The 15,942-nt window shown below is 61.6% G+C and carries 15 protein-coding genes; 3 read left to right on the forward strand and 12 right to left on the reverse strand.

Translation table 11 applies throughout. The features are described from left to right. Positions 1-165: 165 nt before the first annotated feature. Together HBO09_RS16460 and HBO09_RS16465 are read left to right on the forward strand one after the other, a co-directional pair. Positions 166-1,386: a putative DNA modification/repair radical SAM protein gene (locus HBO09_RS16460; protein WP_169994769.1), complete on the forward strand. Its 1,221-nt coding sequence runs from the start codon at positions 166-168 to the stop codon at positions 1,384-1,386. Continuing rightward, positions 1,383-2,216: a TIGR03915 family putative DNA repair protein gene (locus HBO09_RS16465; RefSeq protein WP_169994767.1), complete on the forward strand. Its 834-nt coding sequence runs from the start codon at positions 1,383-1,385 to the stop codon at positions 2,214-2,216. Before HBO09_RS16460 ends, HBO09_RS16465 begins: the two co-directional genes overlap by 4 nt. A 120-nt stretch (positions 2,217-2,336) precedes the next feature. Here HBO09_RS16465 and HBO09_RS16470 read toward each other — a convergent pair whose 3' ends face one another. The 7 genes from HBO09_RS16470 to HBO09_RS16500 all read right to left on the reverse strand — a co-directional run bounded on the left by HBO09_RS16470 (position 2,337) and on the right by HBO09_RS16500 (position 8,284). After that, a complete protein-coding gene (locus HBO09_RS16470; RefSeq protein WP_169994765.1) occupies positions 2,337-2,834 on the reverse strand; it encodes an Lrp/AsnC family transcriptional regulator in 498 nt (165 codons plus the stop codon). A 14-nt stretch (positions 2,835-2,848) separates the two neighbouring features. After that, complete coding sequence (locus tag HBO09_RS16475) at positions 2,849-3,691, reverse strand: ATP-binding cassette domain-containing protein (RefSeq protein WP_262381249.1); 843 nt, start codon at positions 3,689-3,691, stop codon at positions 2,849-2,851. A gap of 3 nt (positions 3,692-3,694) precedes the next feature. Next, complete coding sequence (locus HBO09_RS16480; RefSeq protein ID WP_057439424.1) at positions 3,695-4,408, reverse strand: ABC transporter permease; 714 nt, start codon at positions 4,406-4,408, stop codon at positions 3,695-3,697. Further along, complete coding sequence (locus HBO09_RS16485) at positions 4,405-5,106, reverse strand: ABC transporter permease (protein WP_029296540.1); 702 nt, start codon at positions 5,104-5,106, stop codon at positions 4,405-4,407. Before HBO09_RS16485 ends, HBO09_RS16480 begins: the two co-directional genes overlap by 4 nt. A gap of 156 nt (positions 5,107-5,262) precedes the next feature. After that, a complete protein-coding gene (locus HBO09_RS16490) occupies positions 5,263-6,042 on the reverse strand; it encodes an ABC transporter substrate-binding protein (protein ID WP_057439422.1) in 780 nt (259 codons plus the stop codon). A gap of 257 nt (positions 6,043-6,299) precedes the next feature. Next, a complete protein-coding gene (locus HBO09_RS16495) occupies positions 6,300-7,346 on the reverse strand; it encodes an ornithine cyclodeaminase (protein WP_169994763.1) in 1,047 nt (348 codons plus the stop codon). 11 nt (positions 7,347-7,357) lie between these two features. Further along, the gene (locus HBO09_RS16500) at positions 7,358-8,284 is read right to left on the reverse strand and encodes an arginine deiminase-related protein (protein ID WP_169994761.1); all 927 of its coding nucleotides are present in this window, start codon (positions 8,282-8,284) and stop codon (positions 7,358-7,360) included. 285 nt (positions 8,285-8,569) lie between these two features. Between HBO09_RS16500 and HBO09_RS16505 the strand changes: the two genes are divergently transcribed. After that, positions 8,570-9,460, forward strand: coding sequence for a GNAT family acetyltransferase (locus HBO09_RS16505; RefSeq protein ID WP_169994760.1), 891 nt, complete (start codon positions 8,570-8,572; stop codon positions 9,458-9,460). 125 nt (positions 9,461-9,585) lie between these two features. On the opposite strand, the gene HBO09_RS16510 is transcribed toward HBO09_RS16505, so the two are convergent. The 5 genes from HBO09_RS16510 to HBO09_RS16530 all read right to left on the reverse strand — a co-directional run bounded on the left by HBO09_RS16510 (position 9,586) and on the right by HBO09_RS16530 (position 15,784). Next, entirely contained in the window at positions 9,586-10,605 is a 1,020-nt protein-coding gene (locus HBO09_RS16510; RefSeq protein WP_029296535.1) for a branched-chain amino acid aminotransferase, read from the reverse strand. Between the two features lie 230 nt (positions 10,606-10,835). After that, complete coding sequence (gene lpdA, locus HBO09_RS16515; protein ID WP_169994758.1) at positions 10,836-12,215, reverse strand: dihydrolipoyl dehydrogenase; 1,380 nt, start codon at positions 12,213-12,215, stop codon at positions 10,836-10,838. A gap of 4 nt (positions 12,216-12,219) precedes the next feature. Beyond that, entirely contained in the window at positions 12,220-13,488 is a 1,269-nt protein-coding gene (locus tag HBO09_RS16520) for a dihydrolipoamide acetyltransferase family protein (RefSeq protein WP_169994756.1), read from the reverse strand. Beyond that, the gene (locus HBO09_RS16525) at positions 13,489-14,547 is read right to left on the reverse strand and encodes an alpha-ketoacid dehydrogenase subunit beta (protein WP_169994754.1); all 1,059 of its coding nucleotides are present in this window, start codon (positions 14,545-14,547) and stop codon (positions 13,489-13,491) included. A gap of 1 nt (position 14,548) precedes the next feature. Then, positions 14,549-15,784: a 3-methyl-2-oxobutanoate dehydrogenase (2-methylpropanoyl-transferring) subunit alpha gene (locus tag HBO09_RS16530; protein WP_169994752.1), complete on the reverse strand. Its 1,236-nt coding sequence runs from the start codon at positions 15,782-15,784 to the stop codon at positions 14,549-14,551. Positions 15,785-15,942 lie beyond the last annotated feature (158 nt).

Raw genomic sequence — 15,942 nt, forward strand, 5'->3', positions numbered from 1 at the left:
GGTCGGTCAACTGTCCTCGATATATTTAAAAAAAATGTCGCCAGGCGGATGAGGACCTGACTGGCAAGCTCCCACAATTATTTGTTTGACCGTTGGCCTGTATCTTCTTGAATAGCAGGCAATGCTGCTGATACTGTACAAAAATACAGTATCCGGTAGCCCTCCATGCAGTTGATCGAAAAACTCAGCATCCTTGCCGATGCGGCCAAGTACGACGCGTCCTGCGCCAGCAGCGGGGCGCCCAAGCGCAGCTCCGAGGGCAAGGCCGGGCTGGGGTCGAGCGACGGCATGGGGATTTGCCACAGCTACACACCCGATGGGCGCTGTGTGTCGTTGCTCAAGGTGTTGCTGACCAATTTCTGCCTCTACGACTGCCAATACTGCGTCAACCGCCGCTCCAGCGATGTGCCCCGTGCGCGGTTCAATCCGGAGGAGGTGGTGAGCCTGACCCTGGATTTTTACCGGCGCAATTGCGTCAGTGGCTTGTTTCTCAGTTCGGGGATCATCCGTTCGGCGGACTACACCATGGAGCAACTGGTACGGGTCGCCAAGCTGTTGCGCGAGGAGCATGACTTTCGCGGTTACATCCACCTCAAGACCATTCCCGAAGCCGACCCCGCATTGATCGCCGAGGCCGGGCGTTATGCCGATCGCTTGAGTGTGAACATTGAGTTGCCCACCGATAAGAGCCTGCAGATCCTCGCGCCAGAGAAGCAGATCGGCTCGATCAAGCAGGCGATGCAGACGATTTTCACCGGCGAGCAAACCGTGCTCAACGAGCCCCGTGCGCCGCGTTTTGCCCCGGCGGGGCAAAGCACGCAGATGATCGTCGGTGCCGATGACACGGACGACAGCACTATCCTGCACGGAGCCGAGGCGTTGTATGGCAATTTCAAGTTGCGCCGGGTCTATTACTCGGCGTTCAGCCCGATTCCCAATAGCCCGAAAAGCGTACCCCTGGCGGCGCCGCCATTGATGCGCGAGCACCGTTTGTACCAGGCCGATTTCCTGCTGCGCAGTTATGGTTTTCGCGCCAATGAACTGTTCGCGGGGCCAGGGGATCTGGCACTGGATATCGATCCCAAACTGGCCTGGGCCTTGGAGCATCGTGAGGTGTTCCCGCTGGACCTGAACCGTGCCGAGGCGACGTTGATCGCACGGATCCCGGGGATTGGCCTGCGCACCACCGAGCGCCTGGTGGAACTGCGTCGGCAACGCAAGATCCGCTTTGAAGACCTGGCGCGCATGCGCTGCGTGTTGAGCAAGGCCAAGCCATTTTTCATCACCAGCGACTACCATCCCCAGCAGGCGGAAAGCACCAGCGTCCTGCTGCGCGAGCAACTGCGCGACCGACCGCAACCGCAACAGATGGGGTTGTGGGGATGATCAGCCTGGAATGCGACAACCTGTTCAGTACCTGGCGCGAGCAGGCGCGTTGGCTGCTCAGCCATCAGATCGACCCCAGCCATGTCAGTTGGGGCGAAGTGGAAGTGGCGGATCTGTTCGCCACCGATGAGCATTACCCCGCGCACAACGGCCCGTTCCAGGCGCGTATTCCCAAGGCCCTGCTGGAGTTGCTGGAAAGTGCCGCCTGTTACCACGGCGAGCAACGCTGGAGCCTGCTGTATGAAGTGCTGTGGCGTGTCAGCCATGGTGACCGCACGGCAATGATGGCGGGGGATCAATTGGGCAGCGAACTGCAGCGACGGATCAAGCAGGTACGGCGCGAAGCCCATCATCTGCACGCGTTTGTGCGTTTTATTGCCCTGCCGGCAGCGGCGGGCCCGCAGATGCCGGAGTACGTGGCGTGGCACGAGCCGGCCCACGATATTTTGCACAGTGCCAGCCAGCACTTTGTCGGGCGCATGGGCCGCCATCGCTGGATGATCGCCACGCCCCTGGATGGGGTGTATTACGACGGTGAGCAGTTGATCCATCAACGCCAGTGCCCTGAGCAATGGCAGCAGTTGGCGCAGAATGTCGAGGATCCCCACAGTGCCATGTGGCTGACCTATTACAGCCATATCTTCAACCCGGCGCGGTTGAATCCCAGGGTCATGGAAGGGCACCTGCCGAGCCGGTTCTGGAAGAATTTGCCGGAGGGCAAGTTGATACCGGGGTTGATCAGTGAGGCGCGGACGGGGAAGCAGCGGGATGGGCAGGCGAGCCTCGTGGCGGCTCGGCGAGGTAAGAGAATATCAAGCGGGCACGGTTAAATGTGGGAGCGGGCTTGCTCGCGAATGCGGCGTATCAGTCAACCTATCCATCACTGACCCACCGCATTCGCGAGCAAGCCCGCTCCCACATTTGATCTTCTGTGCTTCTGGCAGTGCGTTTCAGACCAACTCAGTCGCAGTGTTTTTCACCACCGCCAACTCCGGATGGGCCACCAGTTTGTCGATGTGCAGCTCATCATTGTTCAACCAGGTTTCCGTCAGTACGCGGTAGTGCTCCATGTCCCGGCAGCGCATGCGCAAGCTGTAGTCGAAGGGGCCGCTGATCAGTTGGCATTCGAACACCTGCGGGCAAGCCTTGACGCAGGCTTCGAAGGCCTTTTGCGCCGAGCGCCCGCTCTGGTTGGACAGGGCCACCAGCACCAGCAACGACAACCCCGGCGAGACCATCTGCACATCGATGATCGCGCCGTAGCCGCGTATCACCCCACGCCGTTCCAGCTTGCGCACCCGCTCCAGGCAGGGCCTGGGCGTCAGGTGTACCAGCGAAGACAGCTTCTCGTAGGTGATGCGCCCCTGATGGCGCAAGACATCGATGATGGCTTCATCAATGCGATCCAGCGCAGGGGAGGAATGGGGTCCGTTGGCCTTGGTATCCATGGTCGATTCTGTGTTCACTTCAAGCGGTTGGAGAGAAATTGCTGCAGGCGTCCGCTGTTGGGATGGTCGAGGATCTCGGCGCTGCCTTGTTCTTCGACACGGCCCTGGTGCAGGAACAGCACCTGGCTGGACACTTGCCGGGCAAAGCCCATTTCGTGGGTGACCATGAGCATGGTACGACCTTCCTCGGCCAACGTCTGTATGACTTTGAGGACTTCTCCTACAAGCTCTGGATCCAGTGCCGAGGTCGGTTCATCGAACAGGATAATCTCTGGCTCCATGGCCAGGGCCCGGGCGATGGCCACCCGTTGTTGCTGGCCACCGGAGAGAAACGCCGGGTATTGATCGGCGACCCGGCCTGGCAGGCCAACTTTATCCAGGTACATCCGCGCGCGTTTTTCCGCCTCGGCGGCACTTACGCCCAACACCCGGCGCGGTGCCATGCAGATGTTTTCCAGCACCGTCATATGGCTCCACAGGTTGAAGTGCTGGAACACCATGGCCAGGCGTGTGCGCAGGTTCTGTAGTTGTGCCTGGTGCGGCGCCTGCGCGCCTGCGCGGCCCGGGCGCATTTCAATGCTGATGCCGTCCAGGGTGATCACCCCAGCGTCGGGCTGTTCGAGGAAGTTGATGCAGCGCAGCATGGTGCTCTTGCCGGAGCCGCTGGCGCCGATCAGGCTGATCACATCGCCCTTGCTGGCGTTGAGCGAAACACCCTTGAGCACCTCATGCTCGCCGTAGCTTTTGTGCAGGTCTTCGACCTTGAGCTTGACGCTGGCACTGGCAGCAACAGCAGTCGGGCGGGAGACAGCAAGATCAGCAGGATGGGCGGCCAGGGCCTGTGCGGACTGGTTCATGGGTTAGCCTCGGGTCGGGACAAGAAAGCGCATCCAGCGTCGTTCGGCCAGTCGGAACAGGCCCACCAATGCAAAGGACAGCAGCATGTACAGCAGCGCGGCAATGCCGAAGGCCTGGAACGTGAGGAACGTTTCGGCGTTGGCGTCGCGGGCTACCTTGAGGATGTCGGCGATGGTTGCGGTAAACGCCAGGGACGTGGCGTGCAGCATCAGGATCATTTCGTTGCTGTAGGCCGGCAACGCGCGGCGCAGCGCGGCGGGGATCACCACAAACAGGTTCATCCGCCAGCCGTGCAAGCCATAGGCCCGCGCTGCTTCAATCTCCCCGTGGGGAATATTGCGAATGGCCCCGGCGAAGATTTCCACGGTGTAGGCGCAGGTGTTGAGCACAAAGGCCAGCAGGGTGCAGTTCAACGCATTGCGGAAAAACTGATTGAGCAGGGCGTTGTCTTGCACCACTTCCAGGCTGTAAAGGCCGGTGTAGCAAATCAGCAACTGGATATACAGCGGCGTGCCACGAAACAGGTAGGTGTACACCTCCACCGGCCAGCGTAGCCAGAAGTGCTCACTGACGCGGGCAATTGCCAGCGGGATCGACAGGAAAAAACCGAGGATCACCGACACGATAAACAGCCACAAAGTCATGGCCACCCCGGAAAAGCCCGAGCCATCGGTCCACAGGTACGCCAGGCCATATTGCTGGATCAGTTCAATCATCGCGCGACCCCCTTGATGCCGACGTTGTAGCGCCGCTCCAGGCGTTTGAAGATGCGGTTGGAGAGGGTGGTGATCAACAGGTACACCAGGCCCGCGAGGATCAGGAAGTACAGCGGGTCGTTGGTGGTCTTGCCGGCGTTCTGCGCGGCCTTGACCAGGTCCGCCAGGCCGATGATCGACACCAGCGCCGTGGACTTGAGCAGCACCAGCCAGTTATTGCCCAGCCCCGGCAGCGCAAAGCGCATCAACTGCGGAAACATCACCAGCACAAAGCGCTGCCAGCGACTCAAGCCGTAGGCGGTCGCCGCTTCCAGTTGGCCTACGGGCACACTGAGCATCGCGCCGCGAAAGTTTTCGGTGAAATACGCGCCGTAGATAAAGCCCAGGGTGATCACGCCTGCGGTGAATGGATCGATTTCGAAGTAATTCCAGCCGAGCATCTCGGTCAGGTCGTTGAGCCACAGTTGCAGGCTGTAGAAGATCAGTAGGATCAGCACCAGGTCCGGCACACTGCGGATCAAGGTGGTGTAGAGCGTGGCCGGGATGCGCAACAGCTTATGGCTGGACAGCTTGGCACCGGCGGCGACCAGGCCGAGGGTCAGGCTCAGGACCAGCGCGAGGAACGCCAGCTTGATGGTCATCCAGGCACCCTGGGCCAACAGCGGGCCGAAGCCTTGCAGGTTGAGGAGTTCATTCATGGGGGGAGATCTCGATGGGCACGGTTTCCCTTTTGTAGGAGCGAGCTTGCTCGCGAAGAACTCAAGGGCAGCGCGTTTAACCTGGTTTTACGCGTTATCGTTGACGTTTCTCGCGAGCAAGCTCGCTCCTACAGGGGGAGAGGCTATCTGCTGACGTTATTCGTGATAGATATCTTCGTCACCGAAGTACTTCTTCTGGATCAGCGCGTAGGTGCCATCGGCCTGGATGGCCGCAATACCCTTGTTGATCAGCGCCAGCAACTCTTGGTCGTTCTTGCGCAGGCCCATGGCAATGTCCAGGGGCAAGGTCGGGTCCTTGAAGGCCGGGCCGGACTGGTAGTCGGCGCCTTCAGGCTTGGACAGGAAGTTGAGCTGGGCTTCGAGCTTGTCGGTCAGCGTCGCGTCGAGGCGGCCGTTTTGCAGGTCGGCGTAGTTTTGGTCCTGGGACTGATACGCCTTGACCTGGGCGCCGAGCTTGGCCAGGTGCGCGCGGGCATAGGCTTCCTGCAGCGAGCCCTGGAGCACGCCGACTTGTTTGCCTTTGAGCGATTCCGGGGTGTCGCCGAAACCGGCGCCTTTGCGGGTGATCACCGAGGTGGGGCTGAGGAACAGGCGGTCGCTGAAGTCGATCTGTTTTTGCCGGGCCGGGGTCACGGCCATGGAGGACATAATGGCGTCGAACTTGCGCGCACGCAGCGCCGGGATCATGCCGTCGAATTCGTTGTGGACCCAGGTGCATTTGACTTCGAGCTTGGCGCAAATGGCGTTGCCCAACTCAATGTCAAAACCTTGCAGGCTGCCATCGGCGGCCACGGATTCAAAGGGTGGGTACTCGGGGAACACGCCGAAACGGATTTCTTTCCATTCCTGAGCCTGGACGGCGGTGGCGCACAAAGGCAGGAGCAGCGCGGCGACGAGTGATCGGAGCGGAGTCATGGTGTTTTCCCTATATTTTGTAATTGATGTCAGGGCAGTAGAAAGGGTGCGGCATGCATTCATATGCTGACTCTTTGGTCGCGCTCAGAATGCTTCATGATGGTGCGTTTTTTGTGTCGTTTACCTAGGCCTTGGCACGCGGAATACGCTGTTAAAACGTGAGCTGCAGCAGAATCGGCTGCAATACCCTGTATATCGGCTTTTAAAACCAGGATTTACGGCCCGCCGCTCGCGCAAAGCAGCAGGCCAGAGCGGTTTCAGGCGCGCTTTTTGTGCTGTGCGACCGGTTGTTGGGCCAGGCGGGCGAACAGGTCCTTGGGGTCGGCCAGGTCCGGTACCAGCTCCAGCTCGCTGCCCACGTCCAGGGCCTTGGCCACATCCAGCACATAACGCAGGGCCGAGTAGTCTTCGAGGGCAAAACCCACGGAGTCGAACAGGGTGACCTGGCGTGGGTTTTCCCGGCCCGGCTTCTGGCCGTTGATCACTTGCCACAGCTCGGTGACCGGCGAATCCTCGGGCATATGCTGGATTTCACCTTCGATACGGCTTTGTGGTTCGTACTCGACGATCACCCGGGCGCGCTCGACGATACGGCGGTCCAGTTCAGTCTTGCCAGGGCAGTCGCCGCCGACGGCATTGAGGTGCATGCCGGGCTCGATCATCTCGTCGGTAAGGATGGTGGCGTAGGCTTTGTCGGCGGTGACGGTGGTGACGATATCGGCGCCTTTGACCGCTTCGGCAACGCTCGCGGCCAGGATCACTTTGATCGCCGGGAAGGCCTTGAGGTTGTTCGCCAGCTTGTGCATGGCCTTGGTATCGATATCGAACAGGCGGACTTCATTGATGCCCAGCAACGCATGGAACGCCACGGCCTGGAATTCACTTTGCGAACCGTTGCCGATCAGCGCCATGCTGCGGCTGTTGTCGCGGGCCAGGTAGCGGGCGACGAGGGCCGAAGTCGCGGCGGTGCGGATCGCGGTGGTCAGGGTCATCTCGCTGAGCAGTACCGGCTTGCCGGTGTCCACATCCCCCAGGGCACCGAACGCCATGACGGTGAGCATGCCGCTCTGGGTGTTTTTCGGGTGGCCGTTGACGTATTTGAAGGCATACAACGAAGCATCCGAGACCGGCATCAGCTCGATCACGCCCTCGGGCGAGTGGTTGGCCAGGCGCGCACATTTCTCGAAGTCGTTCCAGCGCAGGTAGTCGGCGCGGATGTACTCGGCCATCTCCGTGATGCAGGTTTGCAGGCCTTTTTGCGATACCAGGTAGCTGAGGTCGTTGACGTCGATATAACGGGTCATGGAAAAACTCCTTATTGGAATGAGGCGCGGGCCGGAAGATGCACTTCGGCCAACATGCAGCGGGCACTGCCGCCGCCGATGCGTTCGATATTGTCGATATTCACCACCACCGGGTGGGTGTGGCGCTCCACATGCTGGCGCTGCGCAGGCTTGAGCGAGCGCCAGGCGCTGGCGGACATCACCAGCAGCGGCTGGCCGTCACGGTCGTGGACCTCGAGCATGTTGCCGGCGAAGGCTTCCAACTGGTCGAAGTCCAGGGCCAGGATGTCTTTGCCGGTGTCGCGCAGGGAACGTTCCAGGCCCTGGCGTTCGTGGGCCTCGGGCAGCGCGTCCAGGCACACCACGGACAGGTCGCGGCCCACGCTCATCATCACGTTGCTGTGGTAGATCGGTGCGTGATGGCGGTCGACGGCATGGAAGGCGCAGACCTGATAGTCCAGGCGCTCGGCGAACTGGCGCAGGGCATCGCGGTGGGTGCGCCCGGAGTGACAGGCGTAGCTGATACGGTGCTGGCGGTCGAGGACCATGCTGCCGGTGCCTTCGAGGAACATGTTCTGTTGTTCCAGGTGGCTGAAATCGATGGTGTGTTTGATCGCGAAGCGTTGCTCCAGCACTTGCAACACGCCTTTGTTGCGCTCCAGACGGCGGTTCTGGCCTTCCATCGGGTACAGCACCAGGCTGCCGTCGGCATGGCTGCTCCACCAGTTATTGGGGAAGATCGAATCCGGGGTATGGGGCGCTGGCGTGTCCTGTACCACCAACACTTCCACGCCATGCTCGCGCAGGGTGTCGACGTAACCGTCGAACTCCTCCAGCGCTTTGTGCTGTGCGGCGACTGGATCTAATGGCGCGCGCTGGAAGCGGTTGTTGATCGCGGTGTCCGGGTTAAAGGCAAAGTGCGCCGGGCGGATCATCAGGACGGTATTGGTGGTTTGCATGGGGGCACGGGTCCATGGGGTTGGGCATGAAGGCTATTTTGTGCGCTCTGGCGGCAGAATCCCGGCTGAAACAGGGGAGCGGCCCAGCCGGGAAAGCTGAAAAGAGGGGTATGGCAGCCGAATCGGCTGTAGCGTCAAGCGCAGCTCAAAATGTGGGAGCGGGCTTGCTCGCGAATGCGGTGTATCAGTCAACATATCCACCACTGACCCACCGCATTCGCGAGCAAGCCCGCTCCCACATTGTTATCGTGGTGGCTGTCATAACGCTGTCCGTCAGGAGGAGTCATGTCTACCGCCGTTCGCCTTGCTCAAGCCTCGGATGCCGAAGGCATCAGTCAGGTCATCCTTGCCGCCCTGCACAGCAGTAACGCCGGCGACTACCCGGCGGACGTGATTGCCCGGGTGGCGAGCAACTTCACGCCCGAGGCGGTGCTGAACTTGCTTGCCCGCCGCACCGTGCTGGTGGCAATCCGCGAGCAACTGATCGTCGCCACGGCCGCCCTGGACGCCAATGTCGTGCGTTCGGTGTTCGTCAACCCGGCGCTGCAAGGGCAGGGCATTGGCCGCCAACTGATGGTCGATATCGAACAGCGGGCCCGTGAAGCCGGGGTCACGGTATTGAGCGTACCGTCGTCCCTCACCGCCGAGCCGTTCTATACCAAGCTGGGGTTCCACACCGTACGGGATGTGTACCACGGCAACGAGCGCACCCTGGTGATGGAGAAGGCATTGTCGTCGCGCCACCCCATCGGGGTTTACCGCGATCGCCTGCATCGTGCCCAGGTCGCGGCGTTATGGCAGGCGGCGTTTGGCTACGACACCGCCCATAACCGGCCGGAGTTGGCGATTGATAAAAAGCTGGCGGTGGCTGATGGGCTGTTTTTTGTCGCCACCCACGGCAAGGCTGTGATCGGCACCTTGATGGCAGGTTACGACGGGCATCGTGGCTGGTTGTATTCGGTGGCCGTGCATCCTGACTATCGCCGGCAAGGCCTGGGCGCGTCGTTGGTGCGCCATGGGGAACAGGCGTTGATCGCCTTGGGCTGTCTGAAGATCAACCTGCAGGTCAATCCGGGCAATGAGAAGGTGGTGGGGTTCTACGAGGCGCTGGGGTATGGCGTGGAACCGAGGATCAGCATGGGCAAGAAGATTGCGCAGAACCTGCCTAAATCCTGAAACCACCCGTAAGCAAATGTGGGAGCGGGCTTGCTCGCGAATGCGGTGGATCAGTCAACGTCATCAGTGACTGACCCACCGCTTTCGCGAGCAAGCCCGCTCCCACATGTTGTTCTGCGCTCGGCTTAGACCTTGACGATCCAGCCAGCCGGAGCTTCAACGTCGCCGGACTGCACGCCGGTCAGCTCTTTGTAGAGCTTCTGGGTGACCGGGCCGACTTCTTTTTCGCTGTAGAACACGTGCAGCTTGTCTTTGTACTCGATCCCGCCGATAGGCGTGATCACGGCCGCCGTACCGCAGGCGCCGGCTTCCTTGAAGTCTGCCAGTTTGTCAATCAGCACGTCGCCTTCGACCACTTCCAGGCCCAGGCGGGTCTTGGCCAGTTCGATCAGCGACAGGCGGGTGATGCCTGGCAGTACCGACGGCGAGTTCGGGGTGACGAACTTGTTGTCGTGGGTGATCCCGAAGAAGTTGGCCGAACCGACTTCCTCGATTTTCGAGTGGGTGGCCGGGTCCAGGTAGATGCAGTCGGCGAAGTTGGCTTTTTTCGCCAGGGAGCCGGGCATCAGGCTGGCCGCGTAGTTGCCACCGACCTTGGCGGCGCCGGTGCCGTTTGGCGCGGCGCGGTCGTAGCCGGAGATCAGGAAGTTGTGTGGGGTCAGGCCGCCCTTGAAGTAGGCGCCGACCGGGATGCAGAAGATCGAGAAGATGAACTCGGGCGCGGTGCGCACGCCGATGTTGTCACCGGTGCCGATCACGAACGGGCGCAGGTACAGCGCGCCGCCGGTGCCGTACGGCGGGATGAAACGCTCGTTGGCGCGGACCACTTCCTTACAGGCTTCGATAAAGGCTTCGGTCGGCACTTGCGGCATCAGCAGGCGCGCGCAGCTGCGTTGCATGCGGGCGGCGTTCTGGTCCGGGCGGAACAGGTTGATCGAGCCGTCCTTGCAGCGATAGGCCTTCAGGCCTTCAAAGCATTGCTGGCCATAGTGCAGGGCGGTGGAGCCCTCGCTGATGTGCAGCACGTTGTCGTCGGTCAGGGTGCCTTCTTGCCAGGCGCCGTCTTTCCAGGTCTGGAGGAAGCGCTTGTCGGTCTTGATGTAGTCAAAACCCAATTTGTCCCAATTGATGCTTTCGTTACTCATGACACCCTCTATCTCTTCGCAACCGCCTGGTCGAAGGCAGGCTTTCGGTTTATTTCCGGATGGGCGCAACAATACTTCATTCCGCTGCTGGTCTTCCAGTTACATGCGGTTCCTGTAGGAGCGAGCTTGCTCGCGAGAATCGTCAACGATGGCGCGTATGACCAGAATAAACGCGGCGCCCTTGAGCTTTTCGCGAGCAAGCTCGCTCCTACAGGGTGGTGTGTCGCTTTTTATAGATGCAACGCATGCCCCAACGCCCGCAGGGCGGCTTCCTGCACCGCTTCACCCAGGGTCGGGTGGGCATGAATGGTGCCCGCCACATCTTCCAGGCGTGCGCCCATCTCCAGGCTCAGGCCAAAGGCTGTGGACAGCTCGGACACGCCAACTCCCACCGCCTGCCAGCCGACAATCAGGTGATTGTCGCGCCGCGCCACTACCCGCACGAAGCCCGTTTTGGACTCCAGAGTCATGGCCCGGCCATTGGCGGCGAACGGGAAGCTCGAGACGATGCAGTCCAGGCCCGCGGCCTTGGCTTCGTCCGGGGTCTTGCCGACGACCACCAGTTCCGGGTCGGTAAAGCACACCGCCGGGATCGCCGCCGGGTTGAATTCCCGGGATTTACCGCTGATCAGCTCGGCCACCATTTCGCCCTGGGCCATGGCCCGGTGCGCCAGCATCGGTTCGCCGCTCAGGTCGCCGATGGCCCATACATTACGCATGCTGGTCTGGCAGCGGTTGTCGATCTTGATCGCCGCACCGTTCATCGCCAGGTCCAGGGCTTCCAGGTTCCAGCCCTGGGTGTTGGGTTTGCGACCCACGGCGACCAGCACTTGATCGGTGTCCAGGGCCAGGGTGCTGCCCTGCGGATCACGTACTTGCAGGCTGCCGCCTTCAAACCCAGTGACGCTGTGCTTGAGGTACAGCTTGACCCCCAGTTGCTTGAGGGATTCGGCCACCGGTTGTGTCAGTTCGGCGTCGTACGCTGGCAGGATGCGGTCCTGGGCTTCGACCACGCTGACCTCGGCACCGAGCTTGCGATAGGCAATCCCCAGTTCCAGGCCGATATAACCGCCACCGACCACGATCAAGCGTTTTGGCACACGGGTCGGCGCCAGGGCTTCGGTGGAGGAGATGATCGGCCCGCCAATCGGCAGCATCGGCAGGTTGACGCTTTTCGAACCGGTGGCCAGCAGCAGGTGCTCGCACTGGATGCGTTGGTCGCCTACGTCCACGGTCTTGCCGTCGACGATCTTGGCCCAGCCATGGATGACCTGGACCTTGTGCTTTTTCAGCAGCGCGGCAACCCCGGTGGTCAGGCGATCGACGATGCCGTCCTTCCACTCCACGCTCTTGCGGATATCCAGGGTCGGCACGTCCACGTCGATGCCCAAGGCCGAACCCTGGCTGTGATGGACGGTTTGCTGGAACTGTTCGGCAACGTGAATCAACGCCTTGGACGGAATGCAGCCGATGTTCAGGCAGGTACCGCCCAACGCCTGGCCTTCTACCAGGATGGTCGGGATGCCCAGTTGGCCGGCGCGAATGGCTGCCACATAACCGCCAGGGCCGCCGCCGATAATCAGCAGCGTGGTTTGCAATGTCTGAGTCATGCCCTTACTCCAGGAACAGGCTGGCGGGTTGTTCGAGCAGGCCACGGATGGCCTGGATGAATTGCGCCGCGTCCATGCCATCGACCACCCGGTGATCGAAGGAGCTGGAGAGGTTCATCATCTTGCGGATCACGATCTGCCCCTTGATCACCATTGGCCGCTCGACGATGCGGTTGACCCCGACAATCGCCACTTCCGGCAGGTTCAGCACCGGAGTGCTGACAATCCCGCCCAGCGCGCCGAGGCTGGTCAGGGTGATGGTCGAGCCCGACAGCTCGTCGCGGCTGGCCTTGCCAGTGCGGGCGGCGGTGGCCAGGCGGGTGATTTCCTCGGCGGTGCCCCACAGGCTGCGCGCCTCGGCGTGACGCACCACCGGCACCATCAGGCCGACATCGCTCTGGGTAGCGACGCCCACATGTACCGCGCCGAGGCGGGTGATGACCTGGGCTTCGTCGTCGTAACGCGCATTGATCTGCGGGAAGTCACGCAACGCCACGACCATCGCCCGCACCAGGAATGGCAACAACGTCAGCTTGCCGCGGCTGGCGCCGTGTTTTTCATTGAGGTGTACGCGCAAGTCGTCGAGGGCCGTCACGTCGATCTCTTCGACGTAGCTGAAATGCGCAGCGCGGCGCGTGGCATCCTGCATGCGCTGGGCGATCTTGCGGCGCATGCCGATCACCGGAATCTGCTCTTCGTCGTTGCGTTCGGCGTACGGGTTGGCGCCCGCCGAGGCACGCGTGGTGCCCTGTTGCAGATAGGCCTCGAGGTCTTCATGCAGGATGCGCCCGGCCGGGCCCGAGCCCTGGACCAGGCGTAACTGGATCCCGGCATCCAGCGCATGCTTGCGCACGGCGGGGGAAGCCAGCGGACGCTCATCGGCGTCGCGGGCCACCGGGGCCTGGGCAGCAGCCACCAGCGGCTTGGCGGCCGGTTTGCTTTCAACCACCGGTGCCTTGATTTCAGCCTTGGGCGCCGGCGCGGCTTGCTCAACCACTGCCGACAGCGCCGATTCCTTGGTATTGCCCGCGCCTTCGACTTCAATGCTGATCAGGATACTGCCCACGGCCATGACCTCACCCGGCTCACCGCCCAGTGATATCACCTTGCCGTGGACTGGCGAGGGAATATCCACCATCGCCTTGTCGGTCATGACATCCGCCAGCACCTGGTCTTCCACGACCATATCGCCGACCTTGACGTGCCATACCGACAGCTCAACCTCTGCGATGCCTTCGCCAATGTCCGGCATCTTGATAACGTGCGTGCCCATTCAGACCTCCATGACCCGTTGCAAAGCCGCGCCCACACGGGACGGGCCAGGGAAATACGCCCACTCTTGCGCGTGCGGGTAGGGGGTGTCCCAACCGGTCACACGTTCGATCGGCGCTTCCAGGTGGTGGAAGCAATGTTCTTGCACCAAAGACACCAGCTCGGCACCAAAACCGCAGGTACGCGTGGCTTCATGCACCACCACGCAACGGCCAGTCTTTTTCACCGACTTGACGATGGTTTCCAGGTCCAGCGGCCACAGGCTGCGCAGGTCGATGACCTCCGCGTCGATCCCGGTTTCTTCGGCGGCCACTTGCGACACATACACGGTGGTGCCGTAAGTCAGCACGGTGACGGCCGAACCTGGGCGCACGATGGCGGCCACATCCAGCGGCACGGTGTAGTAACCGTCCGGCACCTGCGCTTGCGGGTGTTTGGACCATGGCGTTACCGGACGGTCGTGGTGGCCGTCGAACGGGCCGTTGTACAGGCGCTTGGGCTCGAGGAAGATCACCGGGTCATCGTTTTCGATGGAGGCGATCAGCAGGCCCTTGGCGTCATAGGGGTTGGACGGCATCACCGTGCGCAGGCCGCAGACCTGGGTGAACACCGCTTCGATACTCTGGCTGTGGGTCTGGCCGCCGTAGATGCCGCCGCCGCAGGGCATGCGCATGGTCAACGGCGCGGTGAACTGGCCGGCCGAGCGGTAACGCAGGCGCGCCGCTTCCGAGATGATCTGGTCGGTGGCCGGGTAAACGTAGTCGGCGAACTGGATTTCGGCCACCGGGCGCAGGCCATAGGCACCCATGCCCACGGCCACACCGACGATGCCGCTTTCGGAGATCGGTGCGTCAAACACCCGCGAGGTGCCGTACTTGCTCTGCAAGCCTTCGGTGCAACGGAACACGCCGCCGAAGTAGCCGACGTCCTGGCCGAACACCACCACATTGTCGTCGCGCTCAAGCATCACATCCATGGCCGAGCGCAGGGCCTGGATCATGGTCATGGTGGTCGTGGTCATGGCGGTTTCCAGCTCGATTTTGTTGTTGTGATCGTTCATGTCAGATCCCCAACTCTTGACGCTGGCGCTTCAAGTGCTCCGGCATCTCTTTATAGACGTCCTCGAACATGCTCGCGGCGCTTGGAATCTGGCCACCGGCCAGGGTGCCGTACTGTTCGGCCTCTTTCTGCGCGCTGAGTATTTCGGCTTCAAGTTCGGCAGTGACCGTGGCGTGTTCCTCTTCGGACCACTGGCCAATCTTGATCAGGTGCTGCTTGAGGCGGGCAATCGGGTCGCCCAACGGGAAGTGGCTCCAGTCGTCGGCAGGCCGGTATTTGGACGGGTCATCGGAGGTGGAGTGCGGGCCGGCGCGGTAAGTGACCCATTCGATCAGGGTCGGGCCGAGGTTGCGCCGCGCACGTTCGGCGGCCCAGGCAGAGGCGGCGTACACGGCAATGAAGTCGTTGCCATCCACCCGCAGGGAGGCGATGCCGCAACCTACGCCGCGTCCGGCGAAGGTCGTGGCTTCACCACCGGCAATCGCCTGGAAGGTGGAGATCGCCCACTGGTTGTTGACCACGTTGAGAATCACCGGCGCGCGATACACGTGGGCGAAGGTCAGGGCGGTGTGGAAGTCCGATTCTGCGGTGGCGCCATCGCCGATCCACGCCGAGGCGATCTTGGTATCGCCCTTGATCGCCGAGGCCATGCCCCAGCCCACGCCCTGTACGAATTGGGTGGCGAGGTTGCCGGAAATGGTGAAAAAGCCATAGTCCTTGACCGAGTACATGATCGGCAACTGGCGGCCCTTGAGCGGGTCGCGCTCGTTGGACAGCAGTTGGCAGATCAGGTCTACCAGCGGCACTTCACGGGCCATCAGGATGCTTTGCTGACGGTAGGTGGGGAAGCACATGTCGTCGATGTTCAAGGCCAGGGCCTGGGCGCTGCCGATGGCTTCTTCGCCAAGGCTTTGCATGTAGAACGACATTTTTTTCTGGCGCTGGGCGACCACCATGCGGTTATCGAAGATCCGCGTCTTGAGCATGGCACGCATGCCTTTACGCAGGATCTCCACCGGTACACCTTCAGCCCATGGGCCCAAGGCTTGGCCCTGATCGTCGAGCACGCGGATCAGGCCCTTGGCCAGGTCGGCGGTGTCGGCGGGTTCTACGTCAACGGCGGGTTTGCGCACCGTACCGGCGTCGGTCAGACGCAGGTAGGTAAAGTCGGTCTTGCAACCTGGACGGCCAGAAGGCTCGGGAACGTGCAGGCGCAGCGGTTCGTATTGCTGGGTCATGGCTTTCTACGCTCGATCTTGTGGATTTCTTATAGTGGGCGCGCTTAGCTGACAGTCATTCCCCGGGTAGGAGAAATCTTGTCCTACAACAATCATAGGCCGGGCCGGGGAGAATATTTATCTCTGTTTGGTTGCGCCTGAGATCATTTGAGGATAAA

It is taken from the genome of Pseudomonas sp. WS 5027 (genome assembly GCF_012985695.1).
GTDB classification, from domain to species: domain Bacteria; phylum Pseudomonadota; class Gammaproteobacteria; order Pseudomonadales; family Pseudomonadaceae; genus Aquipseudomonas; species Aquipseudomonas hygromyciniae.

Coding starts and splice junctions, on each gene's coding strand:
- HBO09_RS16460 (WP_169994769.1), top strand. CDS start 166: ATGCAGTTGATCGAAAAACTCAGCATCCTTGCCGATGCGGCCAAGTAC.
- HBO09_RS16465 (WP_169994767.1), top strand. CDS start 1,383: ATGATCAGCCTGGAATGCGACAACCTGTTCAGTACCTGGCGCGAGCAG.
- HBO09_RS16470 (WP_169994765.1), bottom strand. CDS start 2,834: ATGGATACCAAGGCCAACGGACCCCATTCCTCCCCTGCGCTGGATCGC.
- HBO09_RS16475 (WP_262381249.1), bottom strand. CDS start 3,691: ATGAACCAGTCCGCACAGGCCCTGGCCGCCCATCCTGCTGATCTTGCT.
- HBO09_RS16480 (WP_057439424.1), bottom strand. CDS start 4,408: ATGATTGAACTGATCCAGCAATATGGCCTGGCGTACCTGTGGACCGAT.
- HBO09_RS16485 (WP_029296540.1), bottom strand. CDS start 5,106: ATGAATGAACTCCTCAACCTGCAAGGCTTCGGCCCGCTGTTGGCCCAG.
- HBO09_RS16490 (WP_057439422.1), bottom strand. CDS start 6,042: ATGACTCCGCTCCGATCACTCGTCGCCGCGCTGCTCCTGCCTTTGTGC.
- HBO09_RS16495 (WP_169994763.1), bottom strand. CDS start 7,346: ATGACCCGTTATATCGACGTCAACGACCTCAGCTACCTGGTATCGCAA.
- HBO09_RS16500 (WP_169994761.1), bottom strand. CDS start 8,284: ATGCAAACCACCAATACCGTCCTGATGATCCGCCCGGCGCACTTTGCC.
- HBO09_RS16505 (WP_169994760.1), top strand. CDS start 8,570: ATGTCTACCGCCGTTCGCCTTGCTCAAGCCTCGGATGCCGAAGGCATC.
- HBO09_RS16510 (WP_029296535.1), bottom strand. CDS start 10,605: ATGAGTAACGAAAGCATCAATTGGGACAAATTGGGTTTTGACTACATC.
- lpdA (WP_169994758.1), bottom strand. CDS start 12,215: ATGACTCAGACATTGCAAACCACGCTGCTGATTATCGGCGGCGGCCCT.
- HBO09_RS16520 (WP_169994756.1), bottom strand. CDS start 13,488: ATGGGCACGCACGTTATCAAGATGCCGGACATTGGCGAAGGCATCGCA.
- HBO09_RS16525 (WP_169994754.1), bottom strand. CDS start 14,547: ATGAACGATCACAACAACAAAATCGAGCTGGAAACCGCCATGACCACG.
- HBO09_RS16530 (WP_169994752.1), bottom strand. CDS start 15,784: ATGACCCAGCAATACGAACCGCTGCGCCTGCACGTTCCCGAGCCTTCT.